This window comes from Collinsella aerofaciens (assembly GCF_039752775.1).
Classification (GTDB): Bacteria; Actinomycetota; Coriobacteriia; order Coriobacteriales; family Coriobacteriaceae; genus Collinsella; species Collinsella aerofaciens_R.
On sequence record NZ_JBDMGT010000041.1, the window covers coordinates 1 to 18,181 of the forward strand.

The 18,181-nt window shown below is 57.5% G+C and carries 8 protein-coding genes and 12 tRNA genes; 10 read left to right on the top strand and 10 right to left on the bottom strand.

Annotated elements, in window-relative coordinates; all coding sequences use genetic code 11:
* Positions 1-92: 92 nt before the first annotated feature.
* The 10 genes from nrdD (ABHR63_RS09190) to ABHR63_RS09235 form a co-directional block, all read right to left on the bottom strand.
* Entirely contained in the window at positions 93-2,315 is a 2,223-nt protein-coding gene (gene nrdD / locus ABHR63_RS09190) for an anaerobic ribonucleoside-triphosphate reductase (protein WP_346965982.1), read from the bottom strand.
* Positions 2,316-2,950: 635 nt separating this feature from the next.
* Positions 2,951-3,025 (bottom strand) — tRNA-Val (locus tag ABHR63_RS09195).
* A 3-nt stretch (positions 3,026-3,028) separates the two neighbouring features.
* Positions 3,029-3,104: transfer RNA gene (locus tag ABHR63_RS09200), tRNA-Gly, on the bottom strand.
* Between the two features lie 141 nt (positions 3,105-3,245).
* A complete protein-coding gene (locus ABHR63_RS09205; protein ID WP_346965416.1) occupies positions 3,246-4,979 on the bottom strand; it encodes a glycoside hydrolase family 13 protein in 1,734 nt (577 codons plus the stop codon).
* 178 nt (positions 4,980-5,157) lie between these two features.
* Positions 5,158-5,233 (bottom strand) — tRNA-Gly (locus ABHR63_RS09210).
* Between the two features lie 42 nt (positions 5,234-5,275).
* Positions 5,276-5,349: transfer RNA gene (locus ABHR63_RS09215), tRNA-Cys, on the bottom strand.
* Between the two features lie 34 nt (positions 5,350-5,383).
* Positions 5,384-5,459, bottom strand: a tRNA-Gly gene (locus tag ABHR63_RS09220).
* 105 nt (positions 5,460-5,564) lie between these two features.
* A complete protein-coding gene (locus tag ABHR63_RS09225; protein ID WP_161144847.1) occupies positions 5,565-6,311 on the bottom strand; it encodes an anti-sigma factor antagonist in 747 nt (248 codons plus the stop codon).
* 78 nt (positions 6,312-6,389) lie between these two features.
* On the bottom strand, positions 6,390-8,735 hold the full coding sequence (locus tag ABHR63_RS09230; RefSeq protein ID WP_346965983.1) for a GAF domain-containing SpoIIE family protein phosphatase: 2,346 nt from the start codon (positions 8,733-8,735) through the stop codon (positions 6,390-6,392).
* Between the two features lie 59 nt (positions 8,736-8,794).
* Positions 8,795-8,884 (bottom strand) — tRNA-Leu (locus tag ABHR63_RS09235).
* 413 nt (positions 8,885-9,297) lie between these two features.
* On the opposite strand from ABHR63_RS09235, the gene ABHR63_RS09240 reads away from it, so the two are divergent.
* From ABHR63_RS09240 to nrdD (ABHR63_RS09285), 10 genes are all read left to right on the top strand, one after another.
* Positions 9,298-9,387: transfer RNA gene (locus ABHR63_RS09240), tRNA-Leu, on the top strand.
* A gap of 59 nt (positions 9,388-9,446) precedes the next feature.
* Positions 9,447-11,792: a GAF domain-containing SpoIIE family protein phosphatase gene (locus tag ABHR63_RS09245; protein ID WP_346965415.1), complete on the top strand. Its 2,346-nt coding sequence runs from the start codon at positions 9,447-9,449 to the stop codon at positions 11,790-11,792.
* Positions 11,793-11,870: 78 nt separating this feature from the next.
* A complete protein-coding gene (locus ABHR63_RS09250; protein WP_161144847.1) occupies positions 11,871-12,617 on the top strand; it encodes an anti-sigma factor antagonist in 747 nt (248 codons plus the stop codon).
* Between the two features lie 105 nt (positions 12,618-12,722).
* Positions 12,723-12,798, top strand: a tRNA-Gly gene (locus ABHR63_RS09255).
* Positions 12,799-12,832: 34 nt separating this feature from the next.
* A tRNA-Cys gene (locus tag ABHR63_RS09260) sits at positions 12,833-12,906 on the top strand.
* Between the two features lie 42 nt (positions 12,907-12,948).
* A tRNA-Gly gene (locus tag ABHR63_RS09265) sits at positions 12,949-13,024 on the top strand.
* Between the two features lie 178 nt (positions 13,025-13,202).
* Positions 13,203-14,936: a glycoside hydrolase family 13 protein gene (locus ABHR63_RS09270; protein ID WP_346965416.1), complete on the top strand. Its 1,734-nt coding sequence runs from the start codon at positions 13,203-13,205 to the stop codon at positions 14,934-14,936.
* A gap of 141 nt (positions 14,937-15,077) precedes the next feature.
* Positions 15,078-15,153: transfer RNA gene (locus ABHR63_RS09275), tRNA-Gly, on the top strand.
* Positions 15,154-15,156: 3 nt separating this feature from the next.
* A tRNA-Val gene (locus ABHR63_RS09280) sits at positions 15,157-15,231 on the top strand.
* A gap of 635 nt (positions 15,232-15,866) precedes the next feature.
* Complete coding sequence (gene nrdD, locus ABHR63_RS09285) at positions 15,867-18,089, top strand: anaerobic ribonucleoside-triphosphate reductase (protein ID WP_346965982.1); 2,223 nt, start codon at positions 15,867-15,869, stop codon at positions 18,087-18,089.
* Positions 18,090-18,181: the final 92 nt, after the last annotated feature.

Sequence of the window (18,181 nt, forward strand, 5' to 3'; positions counted from 1 at the left end):
AGGCGCCAGTGACGCCTCCGTCGTGAGCCAGGACTGTCCAAAATAGCGAGTAAAGGTCCGGGGCCTCGCTACGGGGCAGCCTGGGATGGTTATTAGAGATGCAGCACGCGGTCGCGGATCTCCTCGGTTCGACCCTGGTTCCAGAACTGGGTACCGATGTAGCCGCACGTGCGACGGGCGACATTCATCTTCTCCTGGTCACGATTGCCGCAGTTGGGGCACTCCCACACCAGCTTACCGTCGTCCTCGATAATGCGGATCTCGCCATCGTAGCCGCACACCTGGCAGTAGTCGCTCTTGGTGTTGAGCTCGGCGTACATGATGTTGTCGTAGATGTACTGCATCACGCGAATGACAGCCTTGAGGTTGTCCTGCATGTTGGGAACCTCGACGTAGGAGATGGCACCGCCCGGCGAAAGCTGCTGGAACATGCCCTCGAACTTGAGCTTGTCGAATGCGTCGATCTCCTCGGACACGTGGACATGGTAGCTGTTGGTGATGTAGCCCTTGTCCGTCACGCCCGGGATGATGCCAAAACGACGCTGCAGGCACTTGGCGAACTTGTAGGTCGTCGACTCAAGCGGAGTACCATACAGTGAGAAGTCAATATCGCTTTCGGCCTTCCACTCGGCGCACTTGTCGTTCATGCGCTGCATGACGGCCATGGCAAACGGCGTGCCCTCCTTCTCGGTGTGGCTGTGGCCCGTCATGTACTTGACGCACTCGTACAGGCCGGCATAACCCAGACTAATGGTGGAGTAACCGCCCACGAGCAGCTTGTCGATCGTCTCGCCCTTCTTCAGGCGGGCGAGGGCACCGTACTGCCACAGAATCGGTGCGGCGTCAGAAAGCGTACCCATCAGGCGCTCATGACGGCACAGCAGGGCACGGTGGCACAGCTCAAGGCGCTCATCGAAGATCTTCCAGAACTTGTCCATGTCCTGGTGCGAGCTCAGTGCGACATCGGGCAGGTTGATGGTCACAACACCCTGGTTAAAGCGACCATAGTACTTAGGCTTGGCCGGGTCGTAGTTCAGCGCGTTGGCGACATTGTTAAAGCCGTTGCCCGAACGGTCAGGCGTCAGGAAACTGCGGCAACCCATGCAGGTGTAGCAATCGCCGTTGCCGGCGGTCTCGCCCTTAGACAGCTTGAGCTCGCGCATCTTCTTCTCGGAGATGTAATCGGGCACCATACGCTTGGCAGTGCACTTGGCAGCCAGCTGGGTCAGGTAGAAGTACGGGGAATCCTCGTGAACGTTATCGTCCTCGAGTACATAGATAAGCTTGGGGAATGCCGGGGTGATCCATACGCCGGCCTCGTTCTTAACGCCCTCGTAGCGCTGGCGAAGCGTCTCCTCCACGATCATGGCAAGGTCGTGCTTCTCCTGAGGCGTACGGGCCTCGTTAAGATACATAAAGACCGTCACGAACGGCGCCTGGCCATTGGTGGTCATAAGGGTCACGACCTGATACTGAATCGTCTGGACGCCGCGACGGATCTCGTCACGCAGACGGTCCTCAACGACCTCACGGACCTTCTCGGCAGACGCAGAGACGCCGAGCTCCTCAAGCTCGCGAGCGACCTCGCCGCGAATCTTTTGACGGCTCACCTCGACGAACGGGGCAAGATGAGTCAGCGAAATCGACTGGCCACCGTACTGGGAGGAAGCAACCTGGGCGATGATCTGCGTCGCGATGTTGCAGGCGGTCGAGAAGCTGTGCGGCTTCTCGATCAGCGTACCCGAGATAACAGTGCCGTTCTGGAGCATGTCCTCCAGGTTCACCAGATCGCAGTTGTGCATGTGCTGGGCAAAGTAATCCGAATCGTGGAAATGGATCAGACCCTCATTATGGGCATCCACGATCTCTTGAGGCAGCAGCACACGCTGAGTCAGGTCCTTGGAGATCTCGCCGGCCATGTAGTCACGCTGAACGGAATTGACGGTCGGGTTCTTGTTGGAGTTCTCCTGCTTGACCTCTTCGTTATTGCACTCGATCAGCGACAGGATCTTGTCATCGGTCGTGTTCTTCTGGCGCTTCAGGCTCTGAACATAGCGATAGATGATGTAGTGGCGGGCAACCTCGTAGCAGTCGAGACGCATGATCTCGTCCTCGACCAAATCCTGAATCTCCTCGACCGAAACAGTGTGGCCCGCGTTCTCGCATGCCTCGGCGACGTTTTGCGCCGCGTAAACCACCTGGCGGTCGGTTAGACGAGAGCTCTCCTCGACCTCCAAGTTGGCGGCGCGGATGGCATTGACGATCTTATCGATGTCAAAGACAACCTCGGTGCCGCTGCGCTTGATGATCTTCATCCTCTTGCCTCTTTCGCGTCGTAGCCTCATTGCGCTTCAGAGCCAAACGATGCCCGGCAGGGCTTGCCCCTGTCTTGCGGCGCCGTCGCGCAATCTGTGTTCTCGATAAACCATAAGCCTCCATGCGGACATTCCCTAGAGCCAATCAAGCGGCTCAAGGACACGTTCGAAAGAGGCAGTTAAGGTCTTCGTTCTCTGTCCGCCATCTATCATACGACAAAGACACATCTATATCCTGTATTCTTTTTTTAGTTCAAACACAACATATAGTGTTTCAGCAGGTCAAAGCAATTAGTCATTTTGCAGACGCATTAATTATGAGGGGTTCTTGGCAAGTCGGTAAAACGTTACCAACACGGCTACCTGCATGGCAGTTATAAAACCCCCTTAGTCAAGCCGCTGACAAATCCTACCAAAATCAAGCCGCTCACGCCAAAAGAATCCAAAAGATTATGCTTGACCAACATGTTGCGGTCACGATCGGCCGGGACGTATGCAATCTGCCGGCACCTCTATGGGATGCGAAGACCATCGCGTACAGACCTTGGATCAATATTTGGTAGCTTATTTGCCGGCATGTTTGGCGGCATAAAACAAAACAGCCCAGAGGACATAGCCTCTGAGCTGCGAACATTTGGTGGGCGTTAGAAGATTTGAACTTCTGACCTCTTCCGTGTCAGGGAAGCGCTCTCCCCCTGAGCTAAACGCCCAAATGGAGCGGACAACGGGGCTCGAACCCGCGACCCCAACCTTGGCAAGGTTGTGCTCTACCAACTGAGCCATGTCCGCCTGCGAGGATTTAATATACGGGATGATCCACCCAAATGCAAGAACTTTTTTTAAAAAGTTTTGCGATGCCCTCGCGAACCTCGCGAGGGCATCAGCCACCACGGAAGGCGCAGGCAAACGTAAACTCGCCGCAAGAGGCCACTACATCTCGCCGAGCATGATCCAGGCAGAGCTGTCCTGCGTGAGCCTGCCGTCTGCAAGCGGTGATGAGGTGAGCAGGACCCTGCCCGCCGGCAGCTCCACGGGTGCTGCACCGAAGTTCGTCACACACGTCCAGCCGTTATCGCGGCGATAGGCGATGACGCCGCCCTCAGCGCCCTCGGCACCATCCGCAAGACCGGTGCGCCCGTCAAGATCGAGCCACGCAAGATCGTTGGCGCACCCGCGCAGCTTGCGCCGCAGCCAGAGGGCGTCACGATAGAGCGCAAGCATCGATGTCGGGTCCGCTTCTTCCCTATCGGCAGCATAATCGGAAAACCATGCAGGCTGCGGCAGATGGGGCGCTGCATCGGCGTCTGCCGGCGAAAACCCAAACGATCCGCCATGCGCGGGATCGTCCGCCGCCACCCACGGCAGGGGCACACGACAGCCGTCGCGCCCCTTCTCACGCTTCGGTCCGTGCGTATTGGTCGCAGTAGGGTCTTCGAGTGCAGCCCACGGGATATCAGCCACCTCAAAAAGGCCGAGCTCCTCACCCTGATACACGTATGCCGAGCCCGGAAGTGCCAGTTCAAGCAAAAGGGCCGCCCGCGCGCGGCGCTCGCCGAGTTCACGGTCCTCGTCATAAGACGACCCGTCGCGCAAGAGCCAGTCGAGCGCAATCTGGTGGTAGCGCGTCGCCTTGATTTGCGGCAGGGCATAGCGTGTCGCCACGCGCGGCACGTCGTGGTTGGAGAGTACCCAGGTCGAGGCGGAATCGGATTCGACGGCTGCCTTCAAGCCCTTCTCGATTGCAGTGTGCATGTCATCATAGGTCCAAGTGGCCTTGGCAAACTCAAAGTTGAATGTCTGGCCAAGCTCGCTGGGACGCGCGTAGAGATACTGGCGCTCGGGCAGCACCCACGCCTCGGCAACGGCACTGCGCGGCGGATTATAGCGGTCGAACACGCGGCGCCACTCGCGATAGATCTCGTGGACCTCATTGCGGTCCCACAGCGGATGGGTGCCGTCGTCAACCATGTCATCGCCCTCGGCGAGATGCCACCGGTCGAGGTCATCGCGGTCGAGATCCTTGGCGAGACCCTGCGCCACATCAATGCGAAAGCCGTCGACGCCTCGATCGCTCCAAAACGCCAGGACGTCGCAAAAGAGCGCATGAACCTCGGGGCATGACCAGTCAAAGTCCGGTTGCTCGGGCGTAAACATGTGCAGATACCACTGACCGTCCGCAACACGCGTCCATGCGGGGCCGCCAAAGTTGGCATTCCAATTGGTGGGAGGCAGCTCGCCATGCTCGCCGCGACCATCGCGGAAGATATAACGGGCGCGCTCGGGCGATCCGGGGCCGGCGGCAAGAGCGGCTTTGAACCAGGGGTGCTGGTTGGATGAATGGTTGGGCACGATGTCGACGATGACCTTGATGCCGCGCGCGTGAGCCGCAGCGATCATGTCATCGAAGTCGTCAAGCGAGCCGAGACGCGGGTCGACATCGCAGTAGTCCGCCACATCATAGCCGCCATCGACAAGAGGCGATGGGTAAAACGGGCTCAGCCAGATGGCCTCGATACCCAGCCGCTCAAGATAGTCCATCTGCTGGGTAATGCCCGCGATATCGCCCAGACCCGAACCAGTCGAATCCTTAAACGAACGCGGGTAGATCTGATAGATCGCGGCATCGGACATCCATGAGCGCGAAGAAGACTTTTCTGTAGCCATGGGGCGTATCTCCCTTGCAACGAGGTTATGCGAGATGCCCACGATGATACGCCCAAAGCGGACATTCGCGACAAACAACGCCACAGCCACGCCCCAAAACGATCGCCCCCTCTCGGGTTCGAGCCCATGCGATGGATACAAAAAAGCCCGGCTACCGTGGTAGCCGGGCTGTTGCGTTTGGAGCGGACAACGGGGCTCGAACCCGCGACCCCAACCTTGGCAAGGTTGTGCTCTACCAACTGAGCCATGTCCGCATATGTAAAACAAAACGGGCGCCGGAGCGCCCGGATGTTGCCTGGAGGCGAAGCCCGGATTCGAACCGGGGGTAAAGGCTTTGCAGGCCTCTGCCTTACCACTTGGCCACTTCGCCGAAAAAGGACCGCCTAAACGGTCCGGAAATGCAATGGAGCGGACAACGGGGCTCGAACCCGCGACCCCAACCTTGGCAAGGTTGTGCTCTACCAACTGAGCCATGTCCGCTTGCGGGTTATTAATTTACGCGAGTTGTCCAAAAGACGCAAGTACTTTTTTCAAAAAACTTGTCTGCCGCATGTTCTTAGTAGCTAAACGCGCTAAAGCGATTGGCTAGGCACACGATTCCAGCGCTCCGCTAAACAGCTTCACCATCTGCACGCGCGTGCCGGCGCCGTCCGTACGACGAGCAACCTCCACGTTATCGACGAGCATACGCATAAGCTTGATGCCACGGCCGCGTTCCTCGGATGCGACCGGTTCGCTCGTTTCATCGATAGAATAGCCGGCACCTCGATCAAGCACCTCAACCACAACGCGATCGCCATAGGCCTGAACCGTCAGGACGCACCCGATACCGCCCGCATGGTCATAGGCATTACCCAGCGCCTCCCCCGACGCCAATGCGACATCGTAGCGCTCGTCACGGCGCAACGGAAGCGATTCAAGGAGTTCGGCGATGCGATGTCGGTAGTATGGAAGATTCTCGATACCCTGACGGACCTCAACGCTCTTACTCCAGCGAGGCAGCTCCCCCACCGGAATGGCAGGAATTGACTCCCGTGCCGGCCCCACGACATGAAGGATATCGACAAGACGAGCAATCTCCAAAAAGCGAACAACTTCACCTGATGCATTGACGAGCGAAAGCAGGCCTTCTCGCCTCATAAGCTCACGAGCGCGCGTAAGCAGGAATGCCAAGCCCGTAGAATCGATAAAGCTAACAGCCTGACAGTTGATGACGACACGACGCACGCCGCGGCCAATCAAAGCATCCAACCGCCGACGCAGCGCAGGCACCGTGGCGATGTCGATATCGCCTGGTGGCGTCAAAACCGCTATGTCATTCCACTCATTCATACGACCATGGTTCCCCAAAAAAGCCCACTCGATGCATTCGTTTCCCCAACCGTACGGATTCAGCCCGCCCAGCGTCGTCTATGAACGACCCCGTAAAAACTCAAGGGACACCAATGCAATGTCATCGTCCAGCGCCGATTCGGTAAATCGGTCAAGCTCGCCCAAGACCTTGCCGCAAATGCCCGATACGCCCTCACCCGAGACAGAGAGCAGAAGGTCGCGCAAGCGCTGCTCGCCAAAGAACGCTCCGGTGCGGTCGCGGGCCTCAATCGTTCCATCCGTATACATGAAGAGCATGTCGCCGGGGGCAAACGTAAACACGCCTGTCTCGTACACCATGCTCTCAAAGGCACCGATTACGCCCGATTGGCATCCAAGCAGCTCAACCTCTCCCCCACGGGCCTCGCCGCCACCCAGCGGCATCGACTCTGGCCTGATGACCATGGTCGGAGGATGGCCCGCCGAACAATACGTTGCGCGTCCGGCTTTAAGGTCAATCTTGGCGATAAAGGCCGTCACGAACGTCTCGACCCTCGAAAAGCCCATGAGCATGCTGTTAAGGGAGCGTGCCATGCGGGCCGGTCCAGCGCCCTCCCAGGCATATGCCGTCAGGGCCGTCTTGACGAGCGCGGACATCGATGCGGCCTCAATGCCTTTGCCAGACACATCACCCAGAATCATGACGGCGCAGTCGTCGGGAAGACGAATGAGCGTATAGAAATCGCCTCCGACCAACGCCGAATTCGTGGCCGACAGGTACACCGAATCGGTTGCGATACCCGGAACATCCCCCAGGGAATTTCTCATGCCGATCTGGAGCGTCTGAGCGATATGGCGCTCTTCGCGCTTTTGAGATTCGCCTTCGTAGATCAGTTCAAAGTCATGCGCCAAGTGCACCAAGTAGTCATATTCAAGGTCATCAATCGGCTCTTGGCTACCATCACGAAGCAGCAGCGCGCGCGTCGTCGGGCTCTTCGCAACAGAAGCAGGAACAATCGCGTCGTTACTGTGCTTGCCATCGCCCTCAGAGCGCGGGTGCCCCGCCTCGATGCCGGAGTCGACGTAGAGACCTTGACAAGGCAGACCATGCGCCCTAAGCCAGCCTCCCATAGGCATCGATTCGTCAACGCGAGTTATACGGACGTGTTTAAGGTCCTCGGCACTCGTACCCCCCAAAACAGACGCCTCAAAGCCATCAGGGCCAGCCCCCAGACGTGCCGCTGGCGCCGTCGTGGAAAAGAAAAGCTTCTCGGGATCGTCCGGCAAAGCAACGCGACTGCCGCCTTCAAAATCTATGACGTAGGAATCCAGACTGGCGTCATACTCAACAGGGCAAAAATGGCAGTTGAGCATATTGCAGATCTCGGACGATACCGCCTGGGTAGCCGCGACGGAATCGTCTAGAAAGGTAAACAACTCATCACGTAAGACATTGAGCGAGCGGCCAAGCTCGGCCGTGCGACGAGAGCGAAGACTCGATGCCATGCCGACCAGTTGGATAGACAGGTAATCGCAAATGACCTCAAGTACATTAACGTCATAGGCGAGCGGTGCCTGGGGGCGTTTCCAACCAACTTCCAACACGCCAAGGATCTGCGTACCGTAAAAAACGGGAAGACAGATCTCGCTGCGGTACGGAGGCATATCCTGCATGCGCAACAGGTGCTTAGAACGATTATCCAGGTCCATGAACATACCGGAGGCGGCCCTATCGCCCTCAAGGTCCTGCTGAATCGACAAGCGACAGGCACGCGACTCGCGAAGAACATACGTCGGAATGCCCGCGCCATACGGCAAAAACTCGGGCAGGTAGCTGTCGTGCAGCTCCTTGGAGACACCGCGAAGCTTAAAACCGCCGCTCTCAGAAAAATAGATAGCGGCACCCGAAGCATCGAGCGTTCCTCCAAGTTGGTTTAAAACGGTATCAAGCAGACTGGGTAACTCATCGGAGCCCACAGTGCTCATAATGACCGAGAGCGTGCCAGAGAGGCGCTTGTTCGCCACTCTAAGCTCCGATAACGCACGCTTGAGCTGACGGTCGTGCGAATACTGTTCTTCGATGCTATGGAGCGCCACCAGGACACGTGGCGCGCGGCGCCCAAAGATGCGTGGAGGCGTTACGGAGCCCGCACGAACCAAGACGGGGATAAAGGAGCCGTCACTCAGCTTGAGTATCAGTTCGTTCTCGGAGCCATCAGTTTCAAATGGCAGACGATGTTCCGTCGCACGTTCAAAAGCGGATGAGTACAGGACGTCTTTAACATCTCCACCGATGACGTCGGCGCGTTCCTCGCACATCAAGCCAAGTAAGCGATTATTCACATGCAGAATGGTTCCGTCGAGCTCGCAAATGATGACAGCATCGCTCGTGATCTCGACTAGTTGGGCAACGTCTGCCCACTCGTTGCGTTCAAGCGTTTCCATCGTGGACCCCACCGTCTATCGGTAACAAAAAAGCCTCCGAAGAGGCTTCTCAAATGCGATGGTGTCGGAGGCGGGACTTGAACCCGCATGACCAAAAAGCGGTCACTAGCACCTCAAGCTAGCGCGTCTGCCAATTCCGCCACTCCGACATGCTATGTTGTTGATTCGCGGTTCATTTTGTTGGACCCGCGCGTTCAACGAAGAAGATAATAACCTATGATTCGAGAACTGTGCAAGCACTTTTTTCAAAAAAGTTTACGAATTTGTAAATGCGCTGGTAGATCTATATGTTCGGCCCCGAATCGGTGTTGCCTCCCGGCGCATTCCGCAGGGGGAGCGGTATTTTGCAGCACGAAGTGCGCAACAAAATATCGCTCATGCCCGAGGACGCGCCGGGAGGCAACACCGATTCGGGGCCGAACATATAGATCTACCAGCGCATTTACAAATTCGTAAACTTTTTTGAAAAAAGTGCTTGCACAGTTCTCGAATCATAGGTTATTATCTTCTTCGTTGAACGCGCGGGTCCAACAAAATGAACCGCGAATCAACAACATAGCATGTCGGAGTGGCGGAATTGGCAGACGCGCTAGCTTGAGGTGCTAGTGACCGCTTTTTGGTCATGCGGGTTCAAGTCCCGCCTCCGACACCATCGCATTTGAGAAGCCTCTTCGGAGGCTTTTTTGTTACCGATAGACGGTGGGGTCCACGATGGAAACGCTTGAACGCAACGAGTGGGCAGACGTTGCCCAACTAGTCGAGATCACGAGCGATGCTGTCATCATTTGCGAGCTCGACGGAACCATTCTGCATGTGAATAATCGCTTACTTGGCTTGATGTGCGAGGAACGCGCCGACGTCATCGGTGGAGATGTTAAAGACGTCCTGTACTCATCCGCTTTTGAACGTGCGACGGAACATCGTCTGCCATTTGAAACTGATGGCTCCGAGAACGAACTGATACTCAAGCTGAGTGACGGCTCCTTTATCCCCGTCTTGGTTCGTGCGGGCTCCGTAACGCCTCCACGCATCTTTGGGCGCCGCGCGCCACGTGTCCTGGTGGCGCTCCATAGCATCGAAGAACAGTATTCGCACGACCGTCAGCTCAAGCGTGCGTTATCGGAGCTTAGAGTGGCGAACAAGCGCCTCTCTGGCACGCTCTCGGTCATTATGAGCACTGTGGGCTCCGATGAGTTACCCAGTCTGCTTGATACCGTTTTAAACCAACTTGTAGGAACGCTCGATGCTTCGGGTGCCGCTATCTATTTTTCTGAGAGCGGCGGTTTTAAGCTTCGCGGTGTCTCCAAGGAGCTGCACGACAGCTACCTGCCCGAGTTTTTGCCGTATGGCGCGGGCATTCCGACGTATGTTCTTCGCGAGTCGCGTGCCTGTCGCTTGTCGATTCAGCAGGACCTTGAGGGCGATAGGGCCGCCTCCGGTATGTTCATGGACCTGGATAATCGTTCTAAGCACCTGTTGCGCATGCAGGATATGCCTCCGTACCGCAGCGAGATCTGTCTTCCCGTTTTTTACGGTACGCAGATCCTTGGCGTGTTGGAAGTTGGTTGGAAACGCCCCCAGGCACCGCTCGCCTATGACGTTAATGTACTTGAGGTCATTTGCGATTACCTGTCTATCCAACTGGTCGGCATGGCATCGAGTCTTCGCTCTCGTCGCACGGCCGAGCTTGGCCGCTCGCTCAATGTCTTACGTGATGAGTTGTTTACCTTTCTAGACGATTCCGTCGCGGCTACCCAGGCGGTATCGTCCGAGATCTGCAATATGCTCAACTGCCATTTTTGCCCTGTTGAGTATGACGCCAGTCTGGATTCCTACGTCATAGATTTTGAAGGCGGCAGTCGCGTTGCTTTGCCGGACGATCCCGAGAAGCTTTTCTTTTCCACGACGGCGCCAGCGGCACGTCTGGGGGCTGGCCCTGATGGCTTTGAGGCGTCTGTTTTGGGGGGTACGAGTGCCGAGGACCTTAAACACGTCCGTATAACTCGCGTTGACGAATCGATGCCTATGGGAGGCTGGCTTAGGGCGCATGGTCTGCCTTGTCAAGGTCTCTACGTCGACTCCGGCATCGAGGCGGGGCACCCGCGCTCTGAGGGCGATGGCAAGCACAGTAACGACGCGATTGTTCCTGCTTCTGTTGCGAAGAGCCCGACGACGCGCGCGCTGCTGCTTCGTGATGGTAGCCAAGAGCCGATTGATGACCTTGAATATGACTACTTGGTGCACTTGGCGCATGACTTTGAACTGATCTACGAAGGCGAATCTCAAAAGCGCGAAGAGCGCCATATCGCTCAGACGCTCCAGATCGGCATGAGAAATTCCCTGGGGGATGTTCCGGGTATCGCAACCGATTCGGTGTACCTGTCGGCCACGAATTCGGCGTTGGTCGGAGGCGATTTCTATACGCTCATTCGTCTTCCCGACGACTGCGCCGTCATGATTCTGGGTGATGTGTCTGGCAAAGGCATTGAGGCCGCATCGATGTCCGCGCTCGTCAAGACGGCCCTGACGGCATATGCCTGGGAGGGCGCTGGACCGGCCCGCATGGCACGCTCCCTTAACAGCATGCTCATGGGCTTTTCGAGGGTCGAGACGTTCGTGACGGCCTTTATCGCCAAGATTGACCTTAAAGCCGGACGCGCAACGTATTGTTCGGCGGGCCATCCTCCGACCATGGTCATCAGGCCAGAGTCGATGCCGCTGGGTGGCGGCGAGGCCCGTGGGGGAGAGGTTGAGCTGCTTGGATGCCAATCGGGCGTAATCGGTGCCTTTGAGAGCATGGTGTACGAGACAGGCGTGTTTACGTTTGCCCCCGGCGACATGCTCTTCATGTATACGGATGGAACGATTGAGGCCCGCGACCGCACCGGAGCGTTCTTTGGCGAGCAGCGCTTGCGCGACCTTCTGCTCTCTGTCTCGGGTGAGGGCGTATCGGGCATTTGCGGCAAGGTCTTGGGCGAGCTTGACCGATTTACCGAATCGGCGCTGGACGATGACATTGCATTGGTGTCCCTTGAGTTTTTACGGGGTCGTTCATAGACGACGCTGGGCGGGCTGAATCCGTACGGTTGGGGAAACGAATGCATCGAGTGGGCTTTTTTGGGGAACCATGGTCGTATGAATGAGTGGAATGACATAGCGGTTTTGACGCCACCAGGCGATATCGACATCGCCACGGTGCCTGCGCTGCGTCGGCGGTTGGATGCTTTGATTGGCCGCGGCGTGCGTCGTGTCGTCATCAACTGTCAGGCTGTTAGCTTTATCGATTCTACGGGCTTGGCATTCCTGCTTACGCGCGCTCGTGAGCTTATGAGGCGAGAAGGCCTGCTTTCGCTCGTCAATGCATCAGGTGAAGTTGTTCGCTTTTTGGAGATTGCTCGTCTTGTCGATATCCTTCATGTCGTGGGGCCGGCACGGGAGTCAATTCCTGCCATTCCGGTGGGGGAGCTGCCTCGCTGGAGTAAGAGCGTTGAGGTCCGTCAGGGTATCGAGAATCTTCCATACTACCGACATCGCATCGCCGAACTCCTTGAATCGCTTCCGTTGCGCCGTGACGAGCGCTACGATGTCGCATTGGCGTCGGGGGAGGCGCTGGGTAATGCCTATGACCATGCGGGCGGTATCGGGTGCGTCCTGACGGTTCAGGCCTATGGCGATCGCGTTGTGGTTGAGGTGCTTGATCGAGGTGCCGGCTATTCTATCGATGAAACGAGCGAACCGGTCGCATCCGAGGAACGCGGCCGTGGCATCAAGCTTATGCGTATGCTCGTCGATAACGTGGAGGTTGCTCGTCGTACGGACGGCGCCGGCACGCGCGTGCAGATGGTGAAGCTGTTTAGCGGAGCGCTGGAATCGTGTGCCTAGCCAATCGCTTTAGCGCGTTTAGCTACTAAGAACATGCGGCAGACAAGTTTTTTGAAAAAAGTACTTGCGTCTTTTGGACAACTCGCGTAAATTAATAACCCGCAAGCGGACATGGCTCAGTTGGTAGAGCACAACCTTGCCAAGGTTGGGGTCGCGGGTTCGAGCCCCGTTGTCCGCTCCATTGCATTTCCGGACCGTTTAGGCGGTCCTTTTTCGGCGAAGTGGCCAAGTGGTAAGGCAGAGGCCTGCAAAGCCTTTACCCCCGGTTCGAATCCGGGCTTCGCCTCCAGGCAACATCCGGGCGCTCCGGCGCCCGTTTTGTTTTACATATGCGGACATGGCTCAGTTGGTAGAGCACAACCTTGCCAAGGTTGGGGTCGCGGGTTCGAGCCCCGTTGTCCGCTCCAAACGCAACAGCCCGGCTACCACGGTAGCCGGGCTTTTTTGTATCCATCGCATGGGCTCGAACCCGAGAGGGGGCGATCGTTTTGGGGCGTGGCTGTGGCGTTGTTTGTCGCGAATGTCCGCTTTGGGCGTATCATCGTGGGCATCTCGCATAACCTCGTTGCAAGGGAGATACGCCCCATGGCTACAGAAAAGTCTTCTTCGCGCTCATGGATGTCCGATGCCGCGATCTATCAGATCTACCCGCGTTCGTTTAAGGATTCGACTGGTTCGGGTCTGGGCGATATCGCGGGCATTACCCAGCAGATGGACTATCTTGAGCGGCTGGGTATCGAGGCCATCTGGCTGAGCCCGTTTTACCCATCGCCTCTTGTCGATGGCGGCTATGATGTGGCGGACTACTGCGATGTCGACCCGCGTCTCGGCTCGCTTGACGACTTCGATGACATGATCGCTGCGGCTCACGCGCGCGGCATCAAGGTCATCGTCGACATCGTGCCCAACCATTCATCCAACCAGCACCCCTGGTTCAAAGCCGCTCTTGCCGCCGGCCCCGGATCGCCCGAGCGCGCCCGTTATATCTTCCGCGATGGTCGCGGCGAGCATGGCGAGCTGCCTCCCACCAATTGGAATGCCAACTTTGGCGGCCCCGCATGGACGCGTGTTGCGGACGGTCAGTGGTATCTGCACATGTTTACGCCCGAGCAACCGGACTTTGACTGGTCATGCCCCGAGGTTCATGCGCTCTTTTGCGACGTCCTGGCGTTTTGGAGCGATCGAGGCGTCGACGGCTTTCGCATTGATGTGGCGCAGGGTCTCGCCAAGGATCTCGACCGCGATGACCTCGACCGGTGGCATCTCGCCGAGGGCGATGACATGGTTGACGACGGCACCCATCCGCTGTGGGACCGCAATGAGGTCCACGAGATCTATCGCGAGTGGCGCCGCGTGTTCGACCGCTATAATCCGCCGCGCAGTGCCGTTGCCGAGGCGTGGGTGCTGCCCGAGCGCCAGTATCTCTACGCGCGTCCCAGCGAGCTTGGCCAGACATTCAACTTTGAGTTTGCCAAGGCCACTTGGACCTATGATGACATGCACACTGCAATCGAGAAGGGCTTGAAGGCAGCCGTCGAATCCGATTCCGCCTCGACCTGGGTACTCTCCAACCACGACGTGCCGCGCGTGGCGACACGCTATGCCCTGCCGCAAATCAAGGCGACGCGCTACCACCAGATTGCGCTCGACTGGCTCTTGCGCGACGGGTCGTCTTATGACGAGGACCGTGAACTCGGCGAGCGCCGCGCGCGGGCGGCCCTTTTGCTTGAACTGGCACTTCCGGGCTCGGCATACGTGTATCAGGGTGAGGAGCTCGGCCTTTTTGAGGTGGCTGATATCCCGTGGGCTGCACTCGAAGACCCTACTGCGACCAATACGCACGGACCGAAGCGTGAGAAGGGGCGCGACGGCTGTCGTGTGCCCCTGCCGTGGGTGGCGGCGGACGATCCCGCGCATGGCGGATCGTTTGGGTTTTCGCCGGCAGACGCCGATGCAGCGCCCCATCTGCCGCAGCCTGCATGGTTTTCCGATTATGCTGCCGATAGGGAAGAAGCGGACCCGACATCGATGCTTGCGCTCTATCGTGACGCCCTCTGGCTGCGGCGCAAGCTGCGCGGGTGCGCCAACGATCTTGCGTGGCTCGATCTTGACGGGCGCACCGGTCTTGCGGATGGTGCCGAGGGCGCTGAGGGCGGCGTCATCGCCTATCGCCGCGATAACGGCTGGACGTGTGTGACGAACTTCGGTGCAGCACCCGTGGAGCTGCCGGCGGGCAGGGTCCTGCTCACCTCATCACCGCTTGCAGACGGCAGGCTCACGCAGGACAGCTCTGCCTGGATCATGCTCGGCGAGATGTAGTGGCCTCTTGCGGCGAGTTTACGTTTGCCTGCGCCTTCCGTGGTGGCTGATGCCCTCGCGAGGTTCGCGAGGGCATCGCAAAACTTTTTAAAAAAAGTTCTTGCATTTGGGTGGATCATCCCGTATATTAAATCCTCGCAGGCGGACATGGCTCAGTTGGTAGAGCACAACCTTGCCAAGGTTGGGGTCGCGGGTTCGAGCCCCGTTGTCCGCTCCATTTGGGCGTTTAGCTCAGGGGGAGAGCGCTTCCCTGACACGGAAGAGGTCAGAAGTTCAAATCTTCTAACGCCCACCAAATGTTCGCAGCTCAGAGGCTATGTCCTCTGGGCTGTTTTGTTTTATGCCGCCAAACATGCCGGCAAATAAGCTACCAAATATTGATCCAAGGTCTGTACGCGATGGTCTTCGCATCCCATAGAGGTGCCGGCAGATTGCATACGTCCCGGCCGATCGTGACCGCAACATGTTGGTCAAGCATAATCTTTTGGATTCTTTTGGCGTGAGCGGCTTGATTTTGGTAGGATTTGTCAGCGGCTTGACTAAGGGGGTTTTATAACTGCCATGCAGGTAGCCGTGTTGGTAACGTTTTACCGACTTGCCAAGAACCCCTCATAATTAATGCGTCTGCAAAATGACTAATTGCTTTGACCTGCTGAAACACTATATGTTGTGTTTGAACTAAAAAAAGAATACAGGATATAGATGTGTCTTTGTCGTATGATAGATGGCGGACAGAGAACGAAGACCTTAACTGCCTCTTTCGAACGTGTCCTTGAGCCGCTTGATTGGCTCTAGGGAATGTCCGCATGGAGGCTTATGGTTTATCGAGAACACAGATTGCGCGACGGCGCCGCAAGACAGGGGCAAGCCCTGCCGGGCATCGTTTGGCTCTGAAGCGCAATGAGGCTACGACGCGAAAGAGGCAAGAGGATGAAGATCATCAAGCGCAGCGGCACCGAGGTTGTCTTTGACATCGATAAGATCGTCAATGCCATCCGCGCCGCCAACTTGGAGGTCGAGGAGAGCTCTCGTCTAACCGACCGCCAGGTGGTTTACGCGGCGCAAAACGTCGCCGAGGCATGCGAGAACGCGGGCCACACTGTTTCGGTCGAGGAGATTCAGGATTTGGTCGAGGACGAGATCATGCGTCTCGACTGCTACGAGGTTGCCCGCCACTACATCATCTATCGCTATGTTCAGAGCCTGAAGCGCCAGAAGAACACGACCGATGACAAGATCCTGTCGCTGATCGAGTGCAATAACGAAGAGGTCAAGCAGGAGAACTCCAACAAGAACCCGACCGTCAATTCCGTTCAGCGTGACTACATGGCCGGCGAGATCTCCAAGGACCTGACTCAGCGTGTGCTGCTGCCTCAAGAGATCGTGGATGCCCATAATGAGGGTCTGATCCATTTCCACGATTCGGATTACTTTGCCCAGCACATGCACAACTGCGATCTGGTGAACCTGGAGGACATGCTCCAGAACGGCACTGTTATCTCGGGTACGCTGATCGAGAAGCCGCACAGCTTCTCGACCGCCTGCAACATCGCGACGCAGATCATCGCCCAGGTTGCTTCCTCCCAGTACGGTGGCCAGTCGATTTCGCTGACTCATCTTGCCCCGTTCGTCGAGGTGAGCCGTCAAAAGATTCGCGGCGAGGTCGCTCGCGAGCTTGAGGAGCTCGGCGTCTCTGCGTCTGCCGAGAAGGTCCGTGAGGTCGTTGAGGACCGTCTGCGTGACGAGATCCGTCGCGGCGTCCAGACGATTCAGTATCAGGTCGTGACCCTTATGACCACCAATGGCCAGGCGCCGTTCGTGACGGTCTTTATGTATCTTAACGAGGCCCGTACGCCTCAGGAGAAGCACGACCTTGCCATGATCGTGGAGGAGACGCTTCGCCAGCGCTACGAGGGCGTTAAGAACGAGGCCGGCGTATGGATCACCCCGGCATTCCCCAAGCTTATCTATGTACTCGAGGACGATAACGTTCACGAGGATTCCCCGTACTTCTACCTGACCCAGCTGGCTGCCAAGTGCACTGCCAAGCGTATGGTGCCCGATTACATCTCCGAGAAGAAGATGCGCGAGCTCAAGCTGTCTAAGGGCGAGACCGCCGGCAACGGCGATTGCTACACCTGCATGGGTTGCCGCAGTTTCCTGACGCCTGACCGTTCGGGCAACGGCTTTAACAATGTCGCCAACGCGCTGAACTACGACCCGGCCAAGCCTAAGTACTATGGTCGCTTTAACCAGGGTGTTGTGACCATCAACCTGCCCGATGTCGCACTGAGCTCGCACCAGGACATGGACAAGTTCTGGAAGATCTTCGATGAGCGCCTTGAGCTGTGCCACCGTGCCCTGCTGTGCCGTCATGAGCGCCTGATGGGTACGCTTTCTGACGCCGCACCGATTCTGTGGCAGTACGGTGCCCTCGCCCGCCTGAAGAAGGGCGAGACGATCGACAAGCTGCTCGTGGGCGGTTACTCCACCATTAGTCTGGGTTATGCCGGCCTGTACGAGTGCGTCAAGTACATGACGGGCCACAGCCACACCGAGAAGGAGGGCACGCCGTTTGCCATGGCCGTCATGCAGCGCATGAACGACAAGTGCGCCGAGTGGAAGGCCGAAAGCGATATTGACTTCTCACTGTATGGTACTCCGCTTGAGTCGACGACCTACAAGTTCGCCAAGTGCCTGCAGCGTCGTTTTGGCATCATCCCGGGCGTGACGGACAAGGGCTACATCACCAACAGCTACCATGTCCACGTGTCCGAGGAGATCGACGCATTCGACAAGCTCAAGTTCGAGGGCATGTTCCAGCAGCTTTCGCCGGGCGGTGCCATCTCCTACGTCGAGGTTCCCAACATGCAGGACAACCTCAAGGCTGTCATTCGCGTGATGCAGTACATCTACGACAACATCATGTACGCCGAGCTCAACACCAAGAGCGACTACTGCCAGGTGTGCGGCTACGATGGCGAGATCCGCATTATCGAGGACGACGGTAAGCTGGTGTGGGAGTGCCCCAACTGCGGCAATCGTGACCAGGAGAAGATGAATGTCGCCCGTCGCACGTGCGGCTACATCGGTACCCAGTTCTGGAACCAGGGTCGAACCGAGGAGATCCGCGACCGCGTGCTGCATCTCTAATAACCATCCCAGGCTGCCCCGTAGCGAGGCCCCGGACCTTTACTCGCTATTTTGGACAGTCCTGGCTCACGACGGAGGCGTCACTGGCGCCT